A 22103-nucleotide genomic window follows, 5' to 3' on the forward strand; every position below is an offset into this window, starting at 1 on the left:
CTTTAAAAAGTCGATAGAGTCAGCTTGTATCACTATATGCAATCGAGAAACGATTAGAACACTGCTTCGATGTTACTCTGAGGCGGGCGGAGATAGCTCCACCACTAAATAGCCTTCTTCTTTAATAGGTGATCCTGGACTGATGCTTTGCTTGTTGACAAATCCATTACCCATGGCTTCGATTTGCAAATTGAAATGCTCCACTAAACGATGTACATCCCGAAGTGAATAACCAGTCAAATCAGGCATGGTTGGCTGATCTGTCACAATCATGATTTTTTGGTTTCCAAGAACTTCAGATTTTGCTGCTGGTAGTGTTGCCACCACTTCATTACCCGTCCCAATCACTTCCACATTCTCAAACGTTTCACTCAGCCTCGTCTTCGCTTGATCTACAGACCTATTCGTGACGTCTGGAAGCGAATATTGTGAAACATTCTGACCCGTGTCTTTATCAGGTTGGATGTCTAAGTAATGCAAGCTGTTCTCCATGACGGTTCTCACGATATAAGAGACAGGCTCTGACCCGAGTTCGGTAGGTTCTAACTCTGGTTGTTTCACAGCTACATAGAGTAATAGTTCCGGGTCTTCAGCAGGGGCCATACCCATGAAGGAGAAGACATAGTTTTCTCGACCGTTCATGTAACCTCCATTTTCACTAGGGATCTGAGCGGTACCCGTTTTACCTGCAAGCGAAAAGTCCTGGAGTTTAAACGATTGTCCAGTCCCATTTTCTGACGTGACGACCGTCCCCATCAGCTCACGGACTTTCTCAGCAGTAGAAGACGAAATGGGTTCGCCGATCACTTCTGGTTCACTTTCTTTCAGCACTTCTCCAGAATCACTAGAAGTGATTTTAGACAACATATACGGCTTCATCATTTTTCCATCATTCGCAACGGCTGTAGCCGCTGTCATCAGCTGAATCGGCGTGAAAATCGATCCTTGCCCGAAGCCAGTCGTAATGTACTCGATCGGCCTGTTGTACACTAAACGACTGTCTAGTTCTCCTGGCAAATCGATACCGGACTTTTGATCCAAATGGAATTTCGTCAAATATTCTTTGAATTTTGTCGGACCGATAACTTCATACACAAGCTTTGAAGCAGCGACGTTCGATGATCGTTGAAATCCTTCATTATAGGTAATCATGTCCCAACCTTCGCCGTTGTTGTGGTCACCAATCACTTTGGAATTCTCCGTAACACGATAGGTACCCGATTTGTAAAGGTCTGTACCTTGGTAGACACCTTCTTCAATAGCTGCTGCCCATGTAAAAATTTTCATCGGGGACCCGACCTCAAACGGATAAGAAATGATGTCGTTGTACCAGTTCTCGACATCTCCAATCGCATTCGGATTGTAGCTTGGCCGGTTACTCATAGCCAGGACTTCACCTGTATCAGGGTCCATAACCGCTGCCATGATTTTTTCCGGGCTATACTGATCGTCCACTTGGCTCATGGCGTCCTCTAGGAACGTCTGTATCTTCTGATCCAGGGTCAAGTGCACATCTTCGCCGTTATCAGGATCAGTCATGACTTCATTCGGGTCCAATAGTTTCGTCCCATACTTATCCCGTTCATAAGTGATTCGGCCTTTCTCTTCCTTAAGATACTCTTCCATTTGCTTCTCAATCCCGGTCACACCTTGAATGTTGCCCTCTTTGCTCCTGGCAAAACCGATCACATGAGAAGCGAACATGCCATTAGGATAATACCGTTTTGACTCTTCAATGAACTGGATACCCGGAAGCTCAAGCTCATTGATTTCATCGACCTTTGATTGAGAGATGTTTTTACCTGACGCACCGAATTCCACTTGGAAACGATTGTTGTCAGGGTCTTCATCTTTGTGCGTGGCTAACCCGTCCTTGATCGTCTCAGCAATAACACTTGCCTCCATATCTAACAAAGGAGCCAACGTGGACGCGGTTTCTTCTGGTTCCGTCACATGTCTAGGCTCCTCCGGGTTGGCTGTGTACTCAGGATCAACGATGGCATACATCCGATATGTGGGGCGATCATAAGCAAGGACCATCCCATTCTTGTCATAAATCTTACCTCTTGTGGCGTCGATTTCATAGGAGCTGGTCCGGATATCTTCCGCCCACTCATTCAGGTCGACCCCTTCGACTTCTGCCGTCGTTTCTATGTAGAGGAAACGTCCGGCCACGACCAGAAACATGATGGCAAACAATAACATCAGTAAGGCTGCACCACGATGTGTATTGACACTTTTCATATCTGCATCACCGACTCACAATTAATTTCCGACCGTACCGGCTTGTTTTACTTGAGCATTCTGGATATTGAGCCCGTTCTGTTTCGCTATTTGTAGGATACGATCCGGATTACTCAATTCCTTCACTTGATAGGCCAAGTTTTCGTTGACAGACTCTTGCTTAGAAATGTCTTGTTCGAGGCTTCGAATATCGCGATTCAAGGTGTCTGTTGAAGATGAAAACTGGACAAAAAATAGAGAAGCTGCTAGTACAGCGGTCGTACCAACGGTGTATAGAAACTTCTCTCCCGTACTGATCCACTGCTTCTTTTTATGGACTTTTACCTTTACCTGCTTCTGCCTTTTCGGCTGATGGAGAGGTTGTTGTTCCCTTCTCGCATGTTCCACACTCATGTTTGCTTCCACCCTTCTTCAAATTGAAAATCGTCATTCCAAGGTTTTATTTTCTCTACAACTCTCAATTTCGCCGAACGTGAACGGCGGTTTTCTTCTAATTCAAAATCCTCGGCTACAATAGGTTTTCGTGTAACCAATTTAAAAGGTGGCTGTTTCTCTTCCGGAATCATCGGAATATTTTTAGGAAGTGGCGGATTAGAACTCCATTTCTTAAAGGCTTGCTTACACAAACGATCCTCTAACGAATGGAAAGTAATGACCGCAATCCTCCCTTCGACGGAAACGACTCTGGCAGCTTGGTGCAAACTATCCTGAAAAGCACCCAATTCATCATTGACCGCAATCCGAATCGCCTGGAAAATACGTTTCGCTGGATGTCCGCCTTTCCTTCTAGCGGGGGCTGGAATTCCCTCTTTTATCAAATCGACAAGCTCCCCAGTCGTTTCAATTGGCTTTTCCTGACGAGCCGCTTCAATCTTTCTGGCAATCTGCTTCGAGAACTTCTCCTCACCATACTTGAAAAATGCTCTTACCAACTGCTCATAGGACCACTCATTGACCACTTCTTTGGCACTCAATTCTTGGTCTTGATTCATACGCATGTCAAGTGGTGCATCTTGATGATAGCTGAACCCTCGTTCTTCAACATCCAATTGAGGACTTGAAACGCCGAGGTCATACACGATCCCATCAATGTGATCGACACCCAACTCTTCTAATTTCTCTTCCAACTGGCGGAAATTCGCACGAACAAACGTAATCCGATCTGCATAAGGCTTCAACCGTTCTTTGGCTGCTTCCAAAGCGATTTCATCTTGGTCAAATGCGTACAAGTGCCCCTCTTTATCTAATTGCTGGGCAATAACTTCCGAATGGCCACCTCCACCGAGTGTGCAATCCACGTATACCCCCGTTGGCATAATATGTAATTGCTCGATGGTTTCTTCTTTCAATACACTGTAATGTTCAAACATAATCTCACTCGTTTCTAATCAATCAAATATCAAAATCTAACATATTTTCTGCAATCTCTGAGAAGGACTCTTCAGACGCCTCAAAGTAGCTTTCCCACTGATCATGACTCCAAAACTCAATACGGTTGGAAACACCAATGACGACACATTCTTTTTCAAGCGTAGCGTAAGACCTTAGTGGTGGTGGGATATTGATTCTTCCTTGCTTGTCCAACTCGCACTCTACAGCACCCGAAAAGAAAAACCGAGTGAATGCGCGAGCATCTTTCTTTGTCAAGGGGAGTTTCTTCAGCTTTTCTTCAAGTAGCTTCCACTCGTTCATAGGGTAAGCAAATAAACACTGATCTAAACCTCTTGTGAGCACGAAACTGTCACCGAGGTCTTGACGGAACTTCGAGGGTACAATGATGCGCCCTTTTGTATCAATGTTATGTTGAAATTCACCCATGAACATAGAGTTCCCCCACCTTCTACATCCACCTTACCACATCCCCCCACTTTTCTCCACTTACTTTTAGTTAATTCTTTGTACAATCATAAATTCCTGCCAGAAAAATCAGAATATTACGTTTCATGTCTATTCGTTTTTGTTCTACAAACCGAGCGCTGATGGTGTCTCAATTCTACACGCGGTTGTCTGAATTATTGGTTCATGTGCCCGATTTTTAATCCTTGTTGTCCGAATCCACCTCAACACGATGGAAAGCAAAAAAAGAACTCCCCTATTAAGGGAAGTTCCTAAGTTAAGTCTTACATATAGACCATATAGTGCGGGCGATCAAATGATAACATGTGGTCGTTGATCCGCTCGAATAAATCCGGACCATAATGATTCACCCAAGGAATCAGATTCCAAACACGCTCCTGTAATCCCCCATTGGGATGGAGAAGCCATTGAAGTTCATCAAATTGATCGATCTCCTGCTGGAATTTTTGTTCTAAGGATTGTTGGAACCTCTTTTCCAAGTAATCGATATGCTGCTTGATATAAGCGAAGTTTTTTTCAGCGACAGACTCTAAATCCGGTCCCAAGTCAGCGGCTTTTTCTCTCAATGGCTTATGAATCCTATCCATTTCCTCTTTCACTTGTTCACTCAGCCGGTCAATCGGAGGGGTGGATTGAGAGGCGATCCAGTTCATTTTCTCTTCTGACACGCCGTGCTCGACGGCATGTTTTCCCTCGATGTTGAACCGCTCCAACGTTTGGTTTGATTTTCTGTCGAGTAACGTGAAAGATAAACGCGCAATGACAGGAGGCATTTGGAGGCCCAGGGCTTGGAATCCTGGTTTCAGTGCTGACCAGTAATTGATTTCCCCAGGTCCCCCGATAAACGCTAGAACAGGGAATAAACACTCTTGCATAAGGGGTCTTGTGACAACATTGTTGCTCAAACATCGAGGATGATGTTCAGCTGCATGCAACAATTCTTGTTCAGAGACAAACACCTCATTGTTTTTACCTTTGAAGCGCCCCTCCTCGTCACGCATGAGCAGCACCCTGTCCCCTTCATGATGGTAAAACAAATGAGCGTCCTCTAATTCACTGTCGAGTAACGTTTCATACCCTGCTTGTTTATTCTTTTGCAAGGAAGCGTAGACGCCTTGGGCAATCTGCTCATTGTGCTTAATCATAGACGTGAAGTATGAGCTCTCAAGCTTCCTTAATTCAGGACTATGAGCATCCACGATGAGCAAACCGGATTGCGGCAGTAACCAGTACATGAGACGCGCAAAGAAATCACTATAGCTTACAGATTTCTCAAGCTCGACCAAGCACTGTTTATATAAATCACTCGTAAATTCAGTTTCGTCAACAGCAGAGAACACCTTTTTCATCCACTCTTCGGCTTGGTGCTGGTCGATTTCCAATTCTGAAACAGACACTTTCGATTCCGGACGTTGATTGATGCTTAGCTTCTTCATACGATTCGATTCCTTCATGAATACATGATTGATTTCATCGAAGTCATGATCTTCACCAGCGATCCAGAAGACAGGAATGACAGGTGTGCCTAATTCTTTTTCTTGCTTCTTGGCTAGTTGCAAGACGGAAATGGCTTTATGGACCGTATAGAGGGGACCTCCCAGTAATCCAGCTTGTTGTCCGGCAATTACAACTGTACTCTTCTGATCTCGAAGCTTCTCAATATTTTCAAATGTGGATGACGGCGCATCCCAATTCGTATTCATTTCAGTGAGGACATCAGCCAATGCCTCGCGTTGATACGTTTGATTTTGCAAATAAGTCAGACGCTCGTGATAGATGCCCTCCTCATGAGGATTATATTCAAATTGCTCAGCGACACGTTCGAACGCCTGCTGATAATCACTGAAAAAACGTTGTTTTGGCTCGATATGAATAGATTCCATACGCATGAATGAACTTCTCCTTTGTAGGGGTCATGATTTCTATATAAGTCGCTCACAGCTATACTTGAGCTATCCTCACTTATGTACCCTCTTGTATTGTACAAAAAAGAGGCAGGGAGTTCATCTAATCTGTTTTGTCAGGCTACAATTCGAGCAATGAGACCATACAAAGCAAGGCTTATGTATAAAAATGTAAACAGGATAAAACTGACACGCCAAAACCCTTTGAACGCCCGCCTCAATTGAAGCTCATCATGTAATTTATATTGCATAACCATCGACAGTCCTAAAAGAATCAGTAAACTGATTACAATGTAAGAAAGAAAACTTCGGTTGAACAACACAAGTAAGAGAACATGAACAGACAGAATGAACACAGGTGCAGAAAAGTTCGCAGTTTGATGGACAGCTTTTCGTTTGTAGCGATTCCACTTTCTTGAGAACAGATAAAAAATGATCAAGAATGGAATCGGCATCGTCAATATCGCAGCTAAGGGGAATATGATCCAGTCGCCCATTACGCTCCTCCCCTTTCCTCTAGCGCGTGAATGGCATCGAGGACAAACTGATGATAAGGGACATCCGCAGAGCTCTTGTTCACGATGTAACCGCAAATCGCATCAATTTCCGTTTCACGCCCTGCTTTGACATCTTTTAACATAGACGACTCGTTATCCTTCGTGTTCTTCGCTACACTTTGCACCCTATTCCATTCGTCTTGATAAGACATATCCAGTACTCTGCACGCTTCCTCACATAACGTAGAGGCTAGTTTGTTGATATATGTATTTTGTACGATTTCTCCGTTTTTCACACCAAAAAGGGCCGTCAACGGATTGATGACGGTGTTTACAAGTAATTTCCCTGTCATCATAGATTCATAGTCCTCACGATAGATGAACGGGAAGTCCTCTGAATGCAAAGAAGCCGCCATGTGATGGCCATTGTCCTCTGACCGAAAACAAGCCAGTTGTATATTACCTTGACCTAAATGTTCTATGGAAGAATCGCTTCTTTTCAAAGCACCATGCTCGACCACGCCAAGCCAACACTCGTGTGATTCCGGAAGTTGCTCGAGGTGACCCATCCCATTTTGTAAAAACAGTAAAGGGGTCTCAGGCGGAAAATCCGCGTGTAAAAGGCTAGACACTTGGTGTTGTTTTACTGCAATGATCAATACATCATGCTCTTCCAATCCCTCGCTGGTCAACCTTGTATCTACTGCAGTAGGGTGCGGAAGGGTTGAGCAATGGATACCTTCTTTATCAATCTCCTGCTTCTGTTTTTCTCTTCTCACATACAAGTTCACAACATGATTCCTACCTAAATAGGCAGCGGTCAATAACCCGATCGAACCGCCACCGATGATTCCAATATTCATACAACCCCTCATTTCGTACAACGGCTTTTTTCCTATTGTAGCAAAATCCCCTGTTAAATGGCAGTCCAATTCGCTTGTTCCATGAATTGTTCATTTCATTCTGAAAATTTTTATATTATAATGAATGAAGATACAGATATTAGAAAGGGGAATCTTTCATGATGACAAAAACAAAAGTACAGCCTCTATTAGTCAATTATAAAACCCTTGAAGAATTTAAACGTTTCAAAGAATATGGAAACCAAGAACTTGCCATGTTGGAAGACTTGGAAAGCAATATTGTAGAAAACGATAGCGAATCGCCTTTTTTCGGGGTGTATTATGGAAGCGCTTTAGTAGCCCGTATGAGCTTATATCGCGTGAAGGCTAAATACGATAACTACTTCACACCTGCTCAAGACTACTTGGAGTTATGGAAGTTAGAAGTATTACCTGATTACCGCGGACAAGGTTACGGGAAGGCGCTCGTCGACTTCGCGAAAAGCTATGAATTACCAATCAAAACGAACCCACGAATCAAATCCCACGATTTTTGGGCAAAGATGGGCTTCCAAAAAGCAAATTACGATGTTGAGCGTGACTTAGGTGAGAACCCATTGATCTGGATGCCAACAGGCGTTGAGGAAAGAGATGTCAGTCATTGATCATGAACCGCAAACAAAGGCCCCTACACGTCATGTAGCGGCCTTTTTTTATTGCGTATCCACTTCAACTAAGGCTCTTCTGCCTCTCTTTTACCCAATGCACAAGCCGATCCATTTCTGTCCAGGCCGCTTCCATTTCCTTTAATTGATTTCTCAGTTCACGATTATCCTCGTTCAGCTTTTTTAATTGATATTCAAGCTTCTGTCTACCTTGATCTTCATATTGTTTCACTTTCATCTCTTTAAGTAATGAAATGGCGGCGTCAAGTGACATCGGGGGGTCTTCTGGGGTCGCTGTCGTAGCAAAGAAAGTTCGCTTTTGTTTACGATTTTGTTTCGCTTCCTGAATCTCCTCCTGATATTGTTTCCTTACCGTCGCATTCCATCTGAATCCGCACGCCGCCGGTGTCCGCTTCAACTGATTGGCGACTTCCTGGAAGGCCTCAAGCTGTGTCTTCCCTTCTTTAATATAGGAAATGACCGTTGTAGCCAAGAGAAGGTCTTCTTCATCCTTCCAGGCATCTTGTCTAGGGGCATCCATACCATCCCTCCTCTATCGTTTGCTTATAGTTATGCAATGAGAAGGGTTGATAGAATCGTATTCCTTAGTTTTTTCTCGAAGACATGAACTTTTGCACCGCTAGCTTATGCTCTTCGGATTCCCAAAGCACAGCACATTCTTTAACTTCCTCATCCATCCGGTCACTCAGCCCTTTAATAGATAAAGAAGACAAGTACTGACTCTTGAATTGGCGCATTTGCGTCTCTGTCTTATTTAGGAAAGATTCAATGAATCGACCGGATTGCAATTGTTCAAGTGTTCCCATTTTATGTAACCATCCGATCCGGAGAGTCTCGGCTGCCTCATACATCTCTGCATCCATTAACCAATGAGCTGCCTGAGCGGCTGCGATTCGTTCATATAAAAGCACACCTCCACCCCAGCCAGGCCTTATTCCTAAATCGCCTTGAACAAAGCCGAAAGAAGCATCAGAAACACCATATCTAAAGTCACAAGCTGTTGCGATTTCACATCCGCCCCCGCGTGCTTGCCCATTTAATAGAGCGATCGTCGGCACAGGCAACGTTGCAATCTTATATAACACTTCTTTCATTGGAACAAGTAACTCATACGCTTCCCTCGCTGCCATTTCTCCGTGGAAATCCTTCAAATCTCCACCTGCACAAAAAGCTCGGTCACCAGCCCCTGTGATCAAGACTAGCTTTAATGTTTCTAGAGTCCTTACCGATTCAAGCACTTCACGAAGCTCTTGTACCATCTGTTTATTAATGGCATTCATTTTTTCAGGTCGATTCAAAGTGATTGTTGCGCACCCTTCCTCACTGATATCTAGTAACACGTAACCCATAATTCCCCACCTCCTTTATCATCATACCAAAAAAAGCTGGATTGTTCTCTATATGATGACTATTGTTCCGGAGCGATTGATCATTGTGCCAGAACGCCAAGACATTGTTCCCTAGTCCAAAATCACACAAAAAAAGAACCTGATGCATTAGCATCAGGCTCCTAAACATGGGTTCTACTGCTCAACCACTTGTTTTCCGTTATATTGTCCACAAGATTTGCAAACATGGTGTGGTTTTGAGTACTCACCACAGTTATCACATTTTACCATTCCTGGTACGTGAAGTTTCTTGTGAGTACGACGTTGGTTTTTCACCTTTTTAGATGTTTTACGCTTTGGTACTGCCATGTTGTACACCTCCTTTAAGTCTAGTTAGAAAACCGAAACGGCTCTCTCTTATTCGTTTTCTTCTTCATTTAATAATGATTGCAGTTTAGCCATTCGAGGATCCACTTTCTTTTCCTCTGGTTCCTCAGTAACAACCTGCCAGCCCTTCCCTTCATGGGGAGCTGATTCATGAGCCTCACTATCTTCAGAAAAAACACGAGTTGGAATCTCCAATTGTACATTTTCCTTGATATAAGGTGTTAAGTCAAGCACTTCTCCGTGTACAGGGTGAACTTCCGAGTCATCTTCCTCTGTATGATAAGGAGACAGGTTAAATACCTCGACCGCGTCAATATGAAACGGGTATGTCACGTCTACTAACGTTCTGGCACAAGGTAATACCATTTCACCTTCTATAGAAAAAGTTACGGTAATATCGTTTCCTCGTGTGGTCGCTTGACCTTCGACATGAACAGGTGCAATCCTGCGAATGTCATTGTTCAGTGTTTCTAATTCGCGAATATCTACATCATCTTCAAAAACAAGTGGCTCATCGCCTGCTTGCTTAAGTTTTTGTAGAGGAAATTTCATAGTTCTCACCTCATGGCAACAAGAGTTATTGTAAAAGGATTTCACTCATTTGTCAATATATTTTCTTTACACCCTAAAAAGAAATAGGGAAATGACAGAATCAACATTTACTACTTTGCCTATTGACTCTAGTAAGCTCATCCTTTTTAAATTCTATACCTTATAAACAGGACTATTTTTAAAATAACACAAAAGCTCAGCTTGATGCGAACTTTTATCCTAAACATGATAAAATAATGGAAATGACGATTTTCTTACAAGGAGGAAAAACATGCGTGCATGTGGTGTAATTGTTGAATATAACCCCTTCCATAATGGCCATTTGTATCACTTGGAACAATCGAAACAAGAAGCAGACGCCGAATGCATGATCGCAATCATGAGTGGACAGTTTTTGCAACGCGGTGAGCCAGCAATAATCGATAAGTGGCATCGCACAGAAGCCGCACTAAAAAAAGGCGTGGACCTTGTCCTTGAGCTTCCATACATTTATGCGGTCGAGCATAGTGACCACTTCAGTAAGGGCGCAGTAAGGACATTATCGGAAATGGGCGTAAAATCATTATGCTTCGGTAGTGAACACGGAGAAATTCATGCTTTTGAAAAGGCTTATTGCCACTTAAAACAACACCAAGCTACTTATGACTTAGCCGTGAGAACACACTTAAATGAGGGATATGCCTATCCTGAGGCTTCCCGTAAGGCCTATGAAGAAATCAACCTTCCTAGTGACAGCATCGACTTGACTCAACCGAACAATATTTTGGGCTACAGCTACGTGAAAGAAGTGTTGACTTATGATCCAAACATGACTCCCTTAACCATTAAACGGACGGCCAACAACTATCACGACGAGACGATTTTAGGTCATATCGCCAGTGCTACGAGTATTCGTAAACAGATGAAACAATACGGACTTTCTCAGCCGGCAAGAGAAGCCCTTCCTGACTCAACCGTCGAACAGCTTTTGTCGTACCAAAGAAAGAATGACGATTGGCATGACTGGGAGCATTATTTCCACTTGCTGCATTATAAGATCCTCACGATGAGTTGTGATGAACTGCGCTCCATTCACGGGGTGGATGAAGGCTTGGAGCACCGTTTAAAACGGACCATCAAGCAAGCTACTTCTTTTGAATCGTTCATGAACGCGCTGAAAACAAAGCGCTATACGTGGACTCGTCTGCAACGAACGTTGGTACATATCCTAATCGGCACCAAAAAATCGTTGGCGCAGCAGTTACTACACGATGAGCGTCCCCCCTATGCAAGAGTACTCGGGATGACGGATACAGGACGTCAGTATCTAAAAGAACAGAAAAAAAAGATGAACATTCCTTTGATCACTCAGCCACAGCAACTGGATCACCCTATGCTTGAACTTGAAGAGAGGGCTTCTGTCAGCTATTACAGTATATTGAAAGCAGAAAAGAGAGTAGCGTGCTTGAAGCGAGAATACGGTGCCCCTGTAATGCACTGAAAAATAACATAAAAAAGCGTCTAGAATTTCACCTAGACGCTTTTCCATGTTTTAGCTATTCCTCGGTTCCATCTCTTGTAAATAATCGAGAGCCTCTTGGAACGTATCGACAGGAACAACTTGCATGTCCGTTCCGATATCTTCTGCGGTTCGTTTCGCTACTTCATAATTGGACCCTTCTATTCCCTCTTCATTCGGTGCAAAGAACACATCGACCCCGTCCTCTGAAGCGGCGACTACTTTCTTATCAATGCCACCGATTCGACCGACTTGGCCTTCGTAATTAATTTCGCCAGTCCCTGCAATTTGATAGCCTCTAGTAATATCATTTTCGGTTAGCTGATCGTATATTTCCAGTGAGAACATCAGCCCCGCACTTGGTCCACCGATTTCTCCACTTTTCACTTTCACCTCAGGGTCTACCTTCACGGTTCGGTCCGTGACAAGCGAAATCCCGACTCCGACTTTGTCTGGGTTATCAGGGAATGGAGCAAGCGAGATATCCCGTTTAATCGTTTCGTCACCTCTTTCGATCGTCAATGTGACCGACTCTCCCTCTTCCATATCACTGACATAATCGATGAGATCGCTCGATTCTTGAACATCTTGTCCATCGACTTGTGTGATTTCGTCACCTGATTGAAGCTCTTCTTCCGCAGGCATTCCTTCTAACACATTGACGACGAATACCCCCTCATAATTGATGGTGATATCTTTATCAGCGGCTTCATAAGCGACCACCTTTGCAGCCTCTTGAGAAGATTCCATCATTTGCAGCTGAGCATGGTAATAGTCTTCCTCTGATACACCTTCTGGTCTGATTTGGTCAATCGGATATATTTGGTGGTAGGGTCTTAAACTGGCTAGTAGCCATTGGACAGGTGTAGCTTGCCCTCCCCTTACTGTTACGAGGTGCATATCCCCAGCACTTTGGAAACCGTCTGTAACCTCTACAATCGGATCGAGTTCATCTGCTGAACCAGGCTTATAAATATAATAAGGCATCCGGTATGCGCCTAGCAGGGCTACCAATAATATCGTCATGATTCCTGTAATGATGACACGTCTATTCGTTCTCATACGTCTGACCCCTTCCATCCAGCCAACTTCATCTGAATCTCTTTAATGTGGCTTTCTGCCGCTTCTTCACCGGCTTTTACAATTTCTTCAATATTCTTAAATGCGCGGGCACTGAACTTTGACACATCCGGCCGAATCATAACGTCTGTGTCCGTAGAAATCCCCATCGCCGTGACAAGTTCATCTTGCATAATATCAATGCTTTGCAAAATCACATCATAAATCGTATTGATATTCGGGTCGGAATCGAAGTGGGCGCAATCAACGGCAATGATGATGTCCGCTCCCATTTCCTTCACAACAGATACCGGCACTCGATCCATGACACCTCCGTCTATGTAAAGACGATCATCGATTCTCTCTGGAACGAATATACCAGGAATCGCAATGCTAGCCCGAACGGCTTCGCTCGCTGGTCCAGTAGTGAAGACCTTTTTATATCCAGCATATAAGTCTGTCGCTATGATGGCCATAGGAAGGTCGAATTCTTCTATATTTTTACCAAATGTAAATAAACGGATGTACTCCTTAATTCGACGACCTTGGATAAAACCCATTCGAGGTACAGTAAAATCAAGGTAGTATTTCCGTTTAAAAGTGAAAGCTAATTTATATAAGTCCTCAATCTTCTGACCAGCAGCAAAAAAAGAGCCAACAAGTGCCCCCATACTGCTTCCTGCGATCATGTCTACTGGAATGCCATGCTTATGAAGCACTTTAAGAACACCTAAATGAGTGAACCCTCGTGCTCCTCCAGAGCCAAGAGCTAAACCAACCTTCGGACGCTCCATCTGACATCCCTCCTCCACGTTTATACCATCTTATTTTATGGAATAAACCGACCACTTATGAGCGTACACATGAACTAGGAGACAAGCTTTCTTACTGAAATATATTCTCATTTTACTATGGATGATATTAGAAGTACAGAGAACCGAACGTTAGTGGAGGTGGAGCACATTTCTAAATTGAAAACGCTTGGGCTGACAAGTCTTACCATAGGATTAGCCCTTGCCTTGATCCTTTATCCCCAAGATGCACTTTCTGCTAGTTTACGTGGTTTGGACTTATGGTGGGAGGTGGTCTTTCCTTCACTGCTACCTTTTTTCATTACAGCTGAACTAATGATCGGTTTTGGAGTAGTACATGGCTTAGGGGCTTTGAGTGAACGATTTATGCGTCCTTTGTTCAATGTTCCAGGATGTGGAGGGTTTGTTTGGGTCATGGGAATGGCCAGTGGATATCCTGCTGGCGCTAAATGGACAGCCGACTTAAGAAAAAATGGACAAGTGACTCGAACGGAAGCCGAAAGACTCGTCGCTTTTACGAATGCTTCGAGTCCGCTCTTTATATTCGGTGCGGTTGCTGTTGGCTTTTTTCATAATGCAGCTCTAGGTTTAATAATTGCTATTGCCCATTACGGAGGCAATTTTTTAGTCGGTATTGCCATGAGGTTTTATAAAAGAAACGAAAAAAGCGATGATACCAGATCTGCACCAGCTACATGGAGAACCGCCTTCCTTACTATGCATTCATCCCGCCTAGAGGACGGGCGTTCCATCGGTAAACTAATGGGGGATGCTGTTACCCGTTCTGTTGATACGCTCCTTATGGTGGGAGGGTTTATTATGCTTTTCAGCGTCCTTACAGAGCTTTTGAAACAAACAGGCGTCATCCACTTAATCTCTCACCTTCTTACGGCTATGCAAGTCCCTGTTAGCTTTCACGCCCCTATGGTGGCAGGCTTGCTTGAGATGACCACTGGCATTGGGGCGATTACGCAAACGTCTGAAACTTTACTCGCTCAATTGATGCTAGTCGCCTTTTTATTAGGCTTTCACGGATTCTCGATTCAAGCACAAATCGCAAGCATTCTGGCCAATACTGACATACGGTTCAAGCCCTATGCCATTGCCCGAATTGCTCACGGAACCATTGCAACCTTCTTAACATTCTTCCTTTATCATTTTTACGAACGATGGACAATAGAATCATCGACACCTATTTGGAATCCCGAAGAGAACTTCACGTTAATGATTTTGGAGTTCTTTCAACACAACGGACCACCTTTGACATTACTGATGGTCGCAATCATGATTTTCGTCAAGTGGAACCGCCGACATTCACCCGATCAAAAAACGAATCACTACGAAAGGATCTCGTAGTGATTCGTTTCAAAGATATCTACTTGTATGAACAACCCGTTTATTTCTGAAGTACTGCTTCTTTTTAGAATTTTTCCTGGAGAGCTTTTTCAACGGGTGGTGGAACTAGGTCGGAAATGTTTGCGCGATATTTCGCGACCTCTTTGACAATGCTCGAGCTCAAGAAGGAATATTGATTATTCGTCATCATGAAGAACGTTTCAATCTCCTCATTCAATTTACGGTTCATCGATGTGATCTGCATCTCATATTCAAAATCACTGACCGCACGTAATCCGCGAATAATGGCCTGTGCATTCTTTTCTTTTGCATAATCCATTAACAAACCATCACAAGAGTCTACAGATACATTGTCCATATCTTTTGTCACTTCACGTAGTAAAGCCAAGCGCTCATCAACGTCAAATAGCGGTGCTTTACTTTGGTTATTGAACACGGCGACAATGATATGATCAAACACTTTGGCCCCTCGTTGAATAATATCTAGATGACCGTATGTAATCGGGTCAAAACTCCCTGGACAAATCGCTACTTTAGTCATATGGGTTTCCCTCCTTTATTTGAAAATGGATACTCCAATATTACTTCCATAAATATCCGTTTTTTGTAATTGAAGTCTCCCGACGTCCTCTGGGATTTTCTCAGACGCATCATGTTCACAAATCACGATTCCATGATCCGAAATAAGTTGATGCTCTAAAAGCGCTTCCATTAAATCCTCATAGGAAAACTTCTTATACGGAGGATCAAGGAAGATGTAATCAAATGTGAGGCCACGCTTCCCAGCAGCTTTCAACGCTCTCTTCGCATCCGTGCGGAACACTTCCGTTCGGTCTTCAACACCCAGTATTTTAATGTTTTCATATATGGTTTGAATCGCTTTGTGTTGCTGATCGACAAACACACAAGACTCGACACCCCGGCTTAAAGCTTCCAGCCCTAGCCCACCACTTCCAGCAAATAAATCCAACGCTCTTCCACCTTCAAAAAAAGGTCCGATGACATGAAAGACGGCTTCCTTCACCTTATCGGTCGTTGGTCTCGTTTGATGAGTCGGGACAGACTTCAGTTGTCTACCTTTAAAATCACCAGCTATGACTCGCATTCGTTTGACACCTCTTTCTAACAACATTCCCCATAATCCTACCATAAAATACATACGCAGGCGACAATCGAGTATATTATTTCAAAGCCATGGTTTATGTTCGTTTTTCATTTGTTTATGGGATTCAAATAATCCACCCCATCTTTGATACTCTAGGGTGAGACTGCTGGGCCTATTCGTTAGGAAGAGTGGGTGCCCGAATAAGCGTACACTCTCTCTGAATAGACTGAGTATATGTCCAATATGAGGGCGCTTGTCCGGATTAAGCAAGTTCATGTCCAAAATTGTGCATCTGTTGTCCGGCTCAATTTCATAGGTGATGGACCCTATACCTCCCAAAATCAAGTATTCAGCAATTCTGCCCGATTATTGAACATGCATAGCTATTTACATCACGACATTAAACTAACCAAAAAATTATCTTACGTTGAATAAATCCAAACCTACCCGTCCATACTACCAATGAAGCGGATTTACTGCTTCTGAAAACGGAGAAGGCTTACATCCCCATAAGCACTTCCTCCGGTTTCTCCTCTCCCTTTACTTTTTTGAGCTTCGATAGAAGCACAAAAAAGATGGGCTGCCTAGTTGGGCAGCCCTATTTTTTTTTGCAGCATTATTTGATTTTCTTGTTCGTACACAGCAATATCCAATAAATCTTCCACGTATTCCTTCTTCATATAGAGCTTACCATCAATCATACGAAGCAAATCATTGGCTACCCCGAATTCTTGTTCATTTAATATAAAAGTCGATCTATTTAAATAGAACCGGTACGTTCTACCAGGCACTTCCACACGGAACAACTTGTCAGATTCAAATTTCGTCAATCTGTAATTCGCTCGTTTCACCATTGCCTCAAAAGGTAAATATTCTTCTCCACGAACTAAAATCATCGACCCTTTAAATGAATCATCTGACCACATTAATCCCTTATCGTAACGATAATATAGAGGAATGACTGGTGATTTACCATTATTCAGGCTGAAGTATGACGTCGTTTTTCCATAAACCTCTGACAGGAGGTTGTCGGCTCGCTTAATCAATGTGCCTTCATTTGACTGTTGAAGAAGCTTTTCCTTGAGCACATTCAGCTGTTCGTCAGACAAAGTGGCTTGAATATCCAGAGCCATGACCCCTGATTTTGTTGATTGATCTCCTGAGGAAAAGAAAACTTTCTCAAGGGTATCAAACACCCAATCTTGATCCGTTTCAGGATATTGACCCTTCAACTGCTTTAAGAAGACGACACGCTCTAATTGACTCATGTCTCTCCCCTTGATCGACACAACCCCTTCACCGCTTTCACTTTCAGACTGGTCCAATTCGATTAAAGCAGGAGCATATTCTGATGTGAGTTCAAGGATCCGTCGTTTCGTTTCATCCTTTAACTCATTCTCTTTAGAATATGTGACCATCCATTTCCCTGCATCCCAAACCCCTTTGGTAGGGTTCGTGAGTAATAATAGAGGAAAATTCGGGTGGGAAGTGGGTTGAAATTGATAGTAGCGGACAAAATCTTTTTTTATGTCGGAATTCTTTGTAGTGAGGCCAATCCATGTATACTCTTGGTTCACATAGTCCTCTAGGGAGACCTGATAAGAGGGATTCATCTTTTCATTATTTCTCATAAATTCAAGGGTCCATGAGAAGGCTTGGGTGCCTTCTTTATAGGGAAGTTGATAAGTGAGGGTCATAGGCTTTGATGAATCATTGGCCCATTTATACCCATTTTTCCTTTTTTTGATATCACAATCCGGAGAACACAATACTTTCACTTGATCGTTCGGAGGAAGGACCAAGTATGTACCACTCTCCCATTCGTTAAACGTGTACTCTACTATAAACTGATCTCGTTTGACTTTAATATCCACTTTGATAGCTTCTACCGATTGATCAGCTGACACGTTCTCCCCTGGTTGATCATACGATCCCCACTGGTAGAGAAGAAGAAGTGATGAAACTGAAACAAATAGTAGAACGGGCAACAGTACCTTCTTCATCCCCTTCCTCCTTCCTGTGTAATGTCTTTATCATATCAAATCTTTGTATTCTTGAGGAGTTCACAACTCTCTCAATTCATGCTAATGTTAAGCTATCTGTCAAATGGAAAGGAAGAACCCGTGATGATTCAAAAATTTATCGAACTTGGTCAAGGTTACTCCGATATATACGAGCTTCTTGAACTAGGTGAACGCATGCCAGATCGCATTCAACACGCCATTGCCTTCTATAGTGAAAAAGATGGACAACCCGTTGCATCTTTAGCCTTTGTCATGATTCCAGGTCGGGAGAACAAATTCCAGCCTATTTATATATGTAGAGAAGGCATTCCGAACCCTCACGAAAAACCGAACAAACGGTTTGATTTATTTCAAGAGGTCGCTGCAAAAGCAGGAAAAGATGTGGCTGAATTCACCATTAAACCATCAACGATATATCCTGAAACCGAACTCTTCTATCAGCATCTGATCGGAATATTACGTACAAACAAATTCATCGCACCACTTTCTTAATATCGGACGAATAGCACGCAACATTAGGCCTGAATAAAGATTGTTCTTATATCTTATTTCTTAGTATATCCACTGCCAAAATGGTTTTAAAAAAAGAGTTCAGCACGGATCTACTCTATCCGCGCTGAACTCTTTTATTTACAAGATCGATTAAATTCCCATTTTATAATCATACTGCTTCGCTTTATCAGGCTTTGCATTTTCAAAGTCTGTTTGAATCTCAGGTTTATGGGAAGGAACAACACGGGAAACGAACGGTAGACGCTCTAATTTCTCCATTTTAAATTCCAAATCATCTTGATTCACATAAACTAAAGCATACTTATGTTTTTTTGAAGCATGGATAAGGTGACCATGTTTCTTGATTTGCCGAACATTTTTCATATGTTGGAAATAGACGATGATTCCTTGCCGTTTTGTTCTTCGCATAAAGAATCCCTACTTTATCAAGGTATTTAACGATAGTTTACCAAATAAGGGAGCATTCAGCAATCATCGTCTGCTAAGAATATTCTGAATACCAAATCCTAGCAAAAGTCCATTGGCCAGTATGTTTGTCTTGTCATGGTAACGAGGAAAGGAATGATGATAGATGAGAACGGATCATGAACAGGCATTCCACACGTTCGAACAAGAATTAAACAGCTCTACATTAATGAAAGAAATCGAATTGAAGAAAATTGCCGGGCTTCCTTTTGCCTATTTATGGCCAGAGGCTGAGGTTGATAAACGGATGATCGAAGACGCTTTGAAATTCTGTGCTGCAAAGGCAATGAGAGGAAAACGCCTGACACTTGAGATGAGTTTCGTCCGCAAGAGTCAGGCGTTTTATGTGTACCGTGTTCGGTTTTTGGTTCCGCAACGAAAAATGTTCTGTTGCGGAAATTTATGTGATGATTGTATTCGTTTTACTTCCTAGGAAGCACAACCACAGCTACCACCGCTTCCACAGCCACCACTACATCCAGAATCGGTCAATGCCATACCGTTTTTCGGGACCTTTATCTGATCACTTACACTGAATGCCACTGATTGACTGATTTCATCAAGCAGTTTTTGAACTTCTCGTTCCGCTTTTTTGAAAGTTGCGACCTTCTCATGCATGTCCATTTCCCTTTTCACAGCACGAACTTTCTTCATAATCGTGTTGTAATCAGGATGATAACGTCCAAATCGTTGAACGTCCTCATAATGCTCCTTCATATCAGCGAACTGCTTAATCAGCCTTTGGGCTTCTTTATCGTTTTCAAGCGCGAATTTCGCTTGATTATATTCTTGCATTGTTTCTGAATTCATGACCATATCCCCGATGGCTTCCGAGTGGTCAAGTAGATCGACAATCTCCATTGTAGCTAGCATACTGATGTCCACCTCCTCTTCCATCTTATCAAATGGAAGAGAAGAAAGAAATGCGTTCAGCTTGATCTTTACAGAAAATGGGGAGGGTCACTAAGTAGTCCCTGGATTTTTTAAACTTACGAACACCGAGGCGAAGCGAAAAATAGGCCCAGGCACATACGCTTTGCCTGGGCCTATTTTTGTTTCCACTCATCTGCTTAAACGAATTAAAAATAAGGATACTCCATTTCATGCTTAGTGCTTTTTTCCCGTTTAACATCAGAAATCAATTGCTGGAACTGACCAATGGCGCCATTCAACTCGTCAATTTGACGCGAGACTTCCTCCCAATTAACATCTTCCATCATCACACCTAATTGTTTGATCCACTCCATTTTATTCGTCTGTGATTCCTTTTTGACAGAAGGTAGGGATTTCCAGAAAGGATCATCCTCTCCAAGAATCATCCACTTCTCATAGTAGCTCTGGATTAATTTATGATTCTTCCTCAGTTGATTCTTCACCTTTGGCTTATTGTCGACGAACTCTTTGAAGCGCTGCACACTTGGGTGTAAATCTTGGTTACTCATCGTTTCACACCTCGCTATTCAATCTACATTGTAGCCTATGCGATGCTTTATGGAAGCGTTAAAAAATTTTGCGTATAGTATCGGTGGTAAACCCCAACTCCCAAATGAGTATAAGCTGAATTGAGCAACGCTTCCCTATGTCCTGCACTGTTTAACCACCCATGAACAGCGGCTGTCGCATCAACATATTGGGCAGCAATGTTTTCTCCAGCCTCTTGATAAGATATGCCCTGCATCCTGTCCTCTAACCCTTTACCATCTGGTGCATAGTGAGAGAAATAATTCTTCTCATCCATATCCCTGCTATGGAGAAAAGCGACGTTTGAAGCCTGCTTATGAAAAATCAGCTTGCTGAGATTATGCGTATGCCTAAAATGATTGGTTTGTGAAATTATCTGTTTTTCCATTCCCGTCTCTACTTCCTCCCATTCATCTCGTTCTAGTGGAAGCGAGCGAGGTAACACGCCTCTATACACTGTTTTGTAAGGCTGCATTTTCAATAACACATCATTTCTTATTAATCGAATGGCTGCTAATTTGTTTATAAACGTGTCAAAATACAATTGAGCCGTCCACTGTTCATCTATCTCAACCAACGGACGTTCTTTCAAGTCCTGACTCGTCAACTCAAATCTGTACGCCCCTTCGCTCTCTAAAGCGAAAGTCGACTGAAACGATTGATCGGACTTAATTCGATTGTAGTCTTGACCGATCGCCATACCTTCGATCGTCGCTTCTCCGCCTAGAAAAACAGCTGTTACAACTTGTCCGTCCTGTATCCCAATCTGCTTGTATGTCTGCTCTTCCCCTTCATACGTCCACCATTCATATCCGTATTCACTAGGTGATTTCCATGTAGGTTCTCCAACCAATTGAATCACTTTTTCAGTAGACATCCCCATCCAATCGACTTCTTTTAGCTCAAATTCCGGTTCCTCTTCTGAAAATGTTGCTTCTATGGGATTATCTTTAACAGCTGAAGGAGGTGGTGAAGGAGATTCTCCCCACTCGCTGTAACCCATAATAAGCACGAAGGTGATCACGCACAACATGATAAATCGCTTCACTCCAGTCCCTCCTCCGATACCTTTTCTTTAGAACCTGTTAACATTCAATGTTGTGATTTCCCACAATCCTTCTTTAAGAATCGGGCTGTGTTATGAAAGACTTGATTTCGAGATCTTCGGGGTTCGTCACCATATTAAGAGCAGGGGCTGGTTTTGAAACAACTCGCTTTCCTGCGGGGGACCGGCAAGCCTCCTCGGTCGTTGAAACTCCCTGTGGGGTCTCGCCTAGGTCCTTCTCCCGCGGGAGTCTCGCAGTTTCAAAACCACCCCTTTTCGATATGGAGAGGAACGAAACCCTTAACATGAAGAATGAGGCAGCTGATAGAGCAAAGCCACTTCCCTGAACAAATCCCCCTTCTGCATGATGTCTTTTAATTACCGGCTAGCTTCAATGTTTCCGTTCTCCTCATAAAAGCGAGAAGGTCCGGGAAATGATGAGACTCCTGTGGGATGTGAGAGAGGAAT

General features: G+C 43.0%; 25 protein-coding genes. 5 read left to right on the forward strand and 20 right to left on the reverse strand.

Translation table 11 applies throughout. From position 1 onward, the window contains the following. Positions 1-72 precede the first annotated feature (72 nt). The 7 genes from H0266_RS05060 to H0266_RS05090 form a co-directional block, all read right to left on the reverse strand. Positions 73-2244, reverse strand: a complete 2172-nt coding sequence (locus H0266_RS05060; RefSeq protein WP_181471276.1) for a penicillin-binding protein — start codon at positions 2242-2244, stop codon at positions 73-75. Between the two features lie 21 nt (positions 2245-2265). After that, entirely contained in the window at positions 2266-2637 is a 372-nt protein-coding gene (gene ftsL, locus H0266_RS05065; protein ID WP_181471277.1) for a cell division protein FtsL, read from the reverse strand. Then, positions 2634-3614: a 16S rRNA (cytosine(1402)-N(4))-methyltransferase RsmH gene (gene rsmH, locus H0266_RS05070; RefSeq protein WP_181471278.1), complete on the reverse strand. Its 981-nt coding sequence runs from the start codon at positions 3612-3614 to the stop codon at positions 2634-2636. Before rsmH ends, ftsL begins: the two co-directional genes overlap by 4 nt. Before the next feature lie 22 nt (positions 3615-3636). Then, positions 3637-4068, reverse strand: a complete 432-nt coding sequence (gene mraZ, locus H0266_RS05075; RefSeq protein ID WP_181471279.1) for a division/cell wall cluster transcriptional repressor MraZ — start codon at positions 4066-4068, stop codon at positions 3637-3639. A 296-nt stretch (positions 4069-4364) separates the two neighbouring features. Beyond that, the gene (gene bshC, locus H0266_RS05080; RefSeq protein WP_181471280.1) at positions 4365-5990 is read right to left on the reverse strand and encodes a bacillithiol biosynthesis cysteine-adding enzyme BshC; all 1626 of its coding nucleotides are present in this window, start codon (positions 5988-5990) and stop codon (positions 4365-4367) included. A 131-nt stretch (positions 5991-6121) separates the two neighbouring features. Beyond that, complete coding sequence (locus tag H0266_RS05085) at positions 6122-6502, reverse strand: DUF3397 domain-containing protein (protein WP_181471281.1); 381 nt, start codon at positions 6500-6502, stop codon at positions 6122-6124. Then, entirely contained in the window at positions 6502-7365 is an 864-nt protein-coding gene (locus H0266_RS05090) for a 2-dehydropantoate 2-reductase (protein WP_181471282.1), read from the reverse strand. Before H0266_RS05090 ends, H0266_RS05085 begins: the two co-directional genes overlap by 1 nt. A 158-nt stretch (positions 7366-7523) precedes the next feature. Between H0266_RS05090 and H0266_RS05095 the strand changes: the two genes are divergently transcribed. Continuing rightward, entirely contained in the window at positions 7524-8009 is a 486-nt protein-coding gene (locus H0266_RS05095) for an N-acetyltransferase (RefSeq protein WP_181471283.1), read from the forward strand. Positions 8010-8073: 64 nt separating this feature from the next. Here H0266_RS05095 and H0266_RS05100 read toward each other — a convergent pair whose 3' ends face one another. The 4 genes from H0266_RS05100 to H0266_RS05115 all read right to left on the reverse strand — a co-directional run bounded on the left by H0266_RS05100 (position 8074) and on the right by H0266_RS05115 (position 10297). Next, on the reverse strand, positions 8074-8550 hold the full coding sequence (locus H0266_RS05100) for an RsfA family transcriptional regulator (protein WP_181471284.1): 477 nt from the start codon (positions 8548-8550) through the stop codon (positions 8074-8076). A 64-nt stretch (positions 8551-8614) separates the two neighbouring features. Continuing rightward, complete coding sequence (locus H0266_RS05105) at positions 8615-9379, reverse strand: enoyl-CoA hydratase/isomerase family protein (protein WP_181471285.1); 765 nt, start codon at positions 9377-9379, stop codon at positions 8615-8617. Between the two features lie 174 nt (positions 9380-9553). Beyond that, a complete protein-coding gene (gene rpmF, locus H0266_RS05110; protein WP_181471286.1) occupies positions 9554-9727 on the reverse strand; it encodes a 50S ribosomal protein L32 in 174 nt (57 codons plus the stop codon). A 48-nt stretch (positions 9728-9775) separates the two neighbouring features. Continuing rightward, complete coding sequence (locus tag H0266_RS05115; RefSeq protein WP_181471287.1) at positions 9776-10297, reverse strand: YceD family protein; 522 nt, start codon at positions 10295-10297, stop codon at positions 9776-9778. A gap of 271 nt (positions 10298-10568) precedes the next feature. Here H0266_RS05115 and H0266_RS05120 point away from each other — a divergent pair, with 271 nt between their 5' ends. Continuing rightward, on the forward strand, positions 10569-11777 hold the full coding sequence (locus H0266_RS05120) for a nucleotidyltransferase (RefSeq protein WP_181471288.1): 1209 nt from the start codon (positions 10569-10571) through the stop codon (positions 11775-11777). Positions 11778-11828: 51 nt separating this feature from the next. Here the strand turns inward: H0266_RS05120 and H0266_RS05125 are convergent, their stop codons facing one another. Further along, positions 11829-12857, reverse strand: a complete 1029-nt coding sequence (locus tag H0266_RS05125) for a SepM family pheromone-processing serine protease (protein WP_181471289.1) — start codon at positions 12855-12857, stop codon at positions 11829-11831. Continuing rightward, entirely contained in the window at positions 12854-13648 is a 795-nt protein-coding gene (locus H0266_RS05130) for a patatin-like phospholipase family protein (RefSeq protein ID WP_181471290.1), read from the reverse strand. The genes H0266_RS05125 and H0266_RS05130 overlap by 4 nt, the downstream gene beginning before the upstream one ends. Positions 13649-13765: 117 nt before the next feature. On the opposite strand from H0266_RS05130, the gene ylbJ reads away from it, so the two are divergent. Continuing rightward, positions 13766-15022: a sporulation integral membrane protein YlbJ gene (gene ylbJ, locus H0266_RS05135; protein WP_181471291.1), complete on the forward strand. Its 1257-nt coding sequence runs from the start codon at positions 13766-13768 to the stop codon at positions 15020-15022. A gap of 64 nt (positions 15023-15086) precedes the next feature. Here the strand turns inward: ylbJ and coaD are convergent, their stop codons facing one another. The 3 genes from coaD to H0266_RS05150 all read right to left on the reverse strand — a co-directional run bounded on the left by coaD (position 15087) and on the right by H0266_RS05150 (position 18130). After that, complete coding sequence (gene coaD, locus H0266_RS05140; protein WP_181471292.1) at positions 15087-15563, reverse strand: pantetheine-phosphate adenylyltransferase; 477 nt, start codon at positions 15561-15563, stop codon at positions 15087-15089. A 15-nt stretch (positions 15564-15578) separates the two neighbouring features. Then, on the reverse strand, positions 15579-16154 hold the full coding sequence (rsmD, locus tag H0266_RS05145; RefSeq protein ID WP_181471293.1) for a 16S rRNA (guanine(966)-N(2))-methyltransferase RsmD: 576 nt from the start codon (positions 16152-16154) through the stop codon (positions 15579-15581). Between the two features lie 557 nt (positions 16155-16711). Beyond that, positions 16712-18130, reverse strand: coding sequence for a hypothetical protein (locus H0266_RS05150; RefSeq protein WP_181471294.1), 1419 nt, complete (start codon positions 18128-18130; stop codon positions 16712-16714). A 123-nt stretch (positions 18131-18253) separates the two neighbouring features. Here H0266_RS05150 and H0266_RS05155 point away from each other — a divergent pair, with 123 nt between their 5' ends. Further along, positions 18254-18643, forward strand: a complete 390-nt coding sequence (locus H0266_RS05155; RefSeq protein ID WP_181471295.1) for a DUF7147 family protein — start codon at positions 18254-18256, stop codon at positions 18641-18643. Between the two features lie 150 nt (positions 18644-18793). On the opposite strand, the gene H0266_RS05160 is transcribed toward H0266_RS05155, so the two are convergent. Further along, entirely contained in the window at positions 18794-19072 is a 279-nt protein-coding gene (locus H0266_RS05160) for a YlbG family protein (protein WP_181471296.1), read from the reverse strand. 163 nt (positions 19073-19235) lie between these two features. On the opposite strand from H0266_RS05160, the gene H0266_RS05165 reads away from it, so the two are divergent. Beyond that, a complete protein-coding gene (locus H0266_RS05165) occupies positions 19236-19562 on the forward strand; it encodes a hypothetical protein (protein WP_181471297.1) in 327 nt (108 codons plus the stop codon). Here H0266_RS05165 and H0266_RS05170 read toward each other — a convergent pair. The 3 genes from H0266_RS05170 to H0266_RS05180 all read right to left on the reverse strand — a co-directional run bounded on the left by H0266_RS05170 (position 19559) and on the right by H0266_RS05180 (position 21638). After that, complete coding sequence (locus H0266_RS05170; RefSeq protein WP_181471298.1) at positions 19559-20002, reverse strand: YlbF/YmcA family competence regulator; 444 nt, start codon at positions 20000-20002, stop codon at positions 19559-19561. The genes H0266_RS05165 and H0266_RS05170 overlap by 4 nt on opposite strands. A gap of 206 nt (positions 20003-20208) precedes the next feature. Continuing rightward, positions 20209-20571 (reverse strand): spore coat protein YlbD, encoded by a 363-nt coding sequence (ylbD, locus tag H0266_RS05175; RefSeq protein WP_181471299.1) that lies wholly within the window; start codon positions 20569-20571, stop codon positions 20209-20211. Between the two features lie 47 nt (positions 20572-20618). Next, the gene (locus H0266_RS05180; RefSeq protein WP_181471300.1) at positions 20619-21638 is read right to left on the reverse strand and encodes a CAP-associated domain-containing protein; all 1020 of its coding nucleotides are present in this window, start codon (positions 21636-21638) and stop codon (positions 20619-20621) included. Positions 21639-22103: the final 465 nt, after the last annotated feature.

This window comes from Halobacillus locisalis, from assembly GCF_013694105.1.
Classification (GTDB): Bacteria; Bacillota; Bacilli; order Bacillales; family Halobacillaceae; genus Halobacillus; species Halobacillus locisalis.